The organism is Allosphingosinicella sp., from assembly GCF_036570505.1.
GTDB lineage: Bacteria > Pseudomonadota > Alphaproteobacteria > Sphingomonadales > Sphingomonadaceae > Allosphingosinicella.
Genome location: NZ_DATCYB010000013.1, coordinates 1 through 2996 on the forward strand (window position 1 = coordinate 1; position 2996 = coordinate 2996).

Consider the following 2996-nt stretch of genomic DNA (forward strand, 5'->3'; position numbering starts at 1 on the left):
GCAGCAGCGCGCGGCCGTCGCGGCTTCCCGCCACGTCGCCGGACAGTCGCTCGTCGAGGAAGTCGGCCAGCGCGTCGATCTTGTCCCGCGCGACGGTGAGGCCCGCCGCCATCGCATGACCGCCGCCCGCGATGAGCAGGCCGCTGTCCTTCGCGGCCAGCACCGCCGCGCCGAGATCGACGCCAGAAACCGACCGGCCCGACCCCTTACCGACGCCATCACCATCGAGTGCGACGACGATGGCGGGGCGGCCGAGCTTTTCCTTCAGCCGACCGGCGACGATCCCGATCACACCTGGATGCCAGCCCTCCCCCGCCACCAGCGCGACGGCGCGGTTGCCCTGCGCAGCACAGAGCGCCTCGGCGGCCTCGGTGACGAGCATCTCGATCGCGCGGCGTTCCTCGTTGAGCCGCTCCAGCTCGGCCGCAATCTCCCGCGCCTCCTCCGGTTCTTCGGTGGTCAGCAGCCGCACGCCGAGGTCAGACCTGCCGACCCGCCCTCCGGCGTTGATGCGCGGTCCCAGCGCCCAGCCGAGATCGGTCGCGGTCGGTGCGCGGGTGAGGCGCGACACCTCGATCAGTGCGGCGAGGCCGGTATTGCGCCGCCCGGCCATCACCTTCAGCCCCTGGGTCACGAAGGCGCGGTTGAGGCCCCTCAATTGCGCCACGTCGGCGACCGTGCCGAGCGCGACGATATCGAGCAGCTCGACCAGTCTGGGCTCCTCGCGACCCGCGAAGAAACCCCGTTCCCGAAGCGTCCGCACCAACGCCGCGCCGAGCAGGAAGGCCATGCCGACGGCGGCGAGATGGCCGTGAACGGCGCCCTCGTCGCTCTCGTCGAGGCGGTTAGGATTGACCAGCGCATGGGCGATGGGAAGCGCGCTCGCGCACTTGTGGTGATCGACGACGATCACGTCAACGCCGACGGCTCGGGCCATTTCAAGCGCCTCGAAGGCTTGGGCGCCGCAATCGACGGTGACGATCAGCTTGGCGCCGCCTTCGGCGATCCGCACCAGCGCTTCGCCGGATGGCCCGTAGCCCTCCATCAACCGGTCGGGGATATAGGCTTTGGGGTCGCAGCCGAGCTCGCGAAGCAGGCGAATGAGGAGAGCCGCCGAGGTCGCGCCGTCGACGTCATAATCACCGAAAATGGTGACCGGCTCTTGGCGCTCGACCGCATCGGCCAGCCGCTCCGCCGCCTTGTCCATGTCGCGGAAAACGGACGGATCGGGCATGAAGCCGCGAATGGTCGGCACCCGATGGCGCTCCAGCTCCTCGCCCACGACGCCCCTTGCGAGCAGCAGCTGGTCGACCAGATCGTCCGGCACGAACGCCGCGTCCGCCCCCTCTCCCGCCGCCCCGCGCCACCGCCAGGGCTGGCCGAGTATCGAGTGCGAGACGCCGCACACATGGGCGAAGTCGGAGGGGGGCCGGTGAAGGTTCACGCCGGCGACCCTAGACCGTTAGCGCTCCGCCTGTCGAAGGCCTTGAGCCCCTTATCCACAGAAAAGCCTGTTTAACCGCCCATTACCCCGGCCATGCTACCGCGCTCGCGTTGAAGGAGCGGCGAATGGCGACGAGCGCGGGCGAGATCGTCCAGCTGATCTACAATCCGACGGCGGGGCGGCATTGTCCGAAGAGGCTGGCGGCGCTGCGCCTGGGATTCGAGGCCGGCGGCGCCCGCGTCATCCTGTCGGAAAGCGGCCCCGGTCTCGCCTTGGCGATCGATGAGGATGCGAGCCATGTCTGCGCCATCGGCGGCGACGGCACCGTCCGCCATGTCGCGCTGGCCCTCGCGCGCTGCGGCCGGGCGCTGCCGCTTAGCATCTATCCCGGCGGCACGGTCAATCTGCTCCACCGCGAATTCGCCTCGCCGGCCGATCCCGCCGCTCATGCCCGGCGGACACTCAGCGGCGAGGCCGCCTGCCTCCATTATGCCGCCGAGATCAACGACACCCTGTTCCTCGCCTGCGCCAGCGTCGGCCCGGACAGCCGCGCCGTCGCCGCGGTGACGCCGGCCCTCAAGCGCCGGCTCGGCAAGCTTGCCTATGTCGTCGCCTTCCTCGGCGTGCTGGCGCGATGGGAGCGGCCTTCGATCCGGCTGGGCTGCGACGGGCGCGACATCGCCTGCGAGGCCTTCTACATCGCCAAGGGCCGCTATTTCGCAGGTCCCTGGAGCTTCGCCCCCGAGGCACGACTTTCAGCGCCGTTGCTGCATGGGATTGCCCTGACGCGGGCTCGCCGGCGCGATTGTGCGCGCTTCGCCTGGGCGTTGCTTCGCGGCACGTCCCTCGAAGGGCTGCGGGGTGTCGCCGCCTTCACATGCACCGCGCTCACGGCCGAGTCCGACGCCCCACTGCCGGTGCAGGCGGATGGCGACATCGTCGCCACCCTCCCGGCCCGAATCCAGCTTCGCGCCGATCCTTTATCCTTCTGCTGAAATTGCGGCGGCCTTCAGACCTCGCCGAGTATCTTCGCGCCGAAGCGCCAGCCGACCGCCCAGCGAATCTCGGCGCGGACCTTGCCCCTTTTGGGCAGCTCCACGACGATATGGGCGCCGATCGGGAGCTTCTCCTCGCATTCGGCCATGAAGCCGCCCTTGGAGATGTTCCAGATCCGGCTGTCGAGCAGGCGGCCGTTGCCGTCGTCGACGACGGTTTCGGCGTTGATCCACTGCCGAGGCGGGCGCGGGACGAAAATCTTCTTCTGCTGGGTTGCCATGGTCACTCCCCCAGGCTGGACCTAAACCCGGGAGGCTTGTCGTTTGGTTAACGCCGACCGGGCTCAATGGCAGCCCGGCGCGTGACTGTGCCGATGTTCGCCCTTCACCCAGCGCACCGTGCCGGTGCTGGCGCGCATCACGACGCTTTCGGTGGTGACGCAGTGCTTGCGCCGCTTCACCCCCTCTAAAAGCGACCCGTCCGTGACACCGGTCGCGGCGAAGATCACGTCGCCCTTGGCGAGGTCGTGGAGTTGATAGATGCGCTCCAGATCCTC

The 2996-nt window shown here is 69.1% G+C and carries 4 protein-coding genes; 1 reads left to right on the forward strand and 3 read right to left on the reverse strand.

What is annotated here, in order from left to right:
- A partial coding sequence (gene recJ / locus VIR62_RS00670) for a single-stranded-DNA-specific exonuclease RecJ (RefSeq protein ID WP_431867813.1) occupies positions 1-1444 on the reverse strand: 1444 nt, incomplete at its 3' end.
- A gap of 125 nt (positions 1445-1569) precedes the next feature.
- Here recJ and VIR62_RS00675 point away from each other — a divergent pair.
- On the forward strand, positions 1570-2439 hold the full coding sequence (locus VIR62_RS00675; protein WP_431867814.1) for a diacylglycerol/lipid kinase family protein: 870 nt from the start codon (positions 1570-1572) through the stop codon (positions 2437-2439).
- 14 nt (positions 2440-2453) lie between these two features.
- Here the strand turns inward: VIR62_RS00675 and VIR62_RS00680 are convergent, their stop codons facing one another.
- A complete protein-coding gene (locus VIR62_RS00680; RefSeq protein ID WP_431867816.1) occupies positions 2454-2720 on the reverse strand; it encodes a PilZ domain-containing protein in 267 nt (88 codons plus the stop codon).
- Positions 2721-2783: 63 nt separating this feature from the next.
- Positions 2784-2996, reverse strand: a 213-nt coding sequence (locus VIR62_RS00685) for a fructose-bisphosphatase class II (RefSeq protein ID WP_431867818.1), incomplete at its 5' end; no start/stop codon positions are given.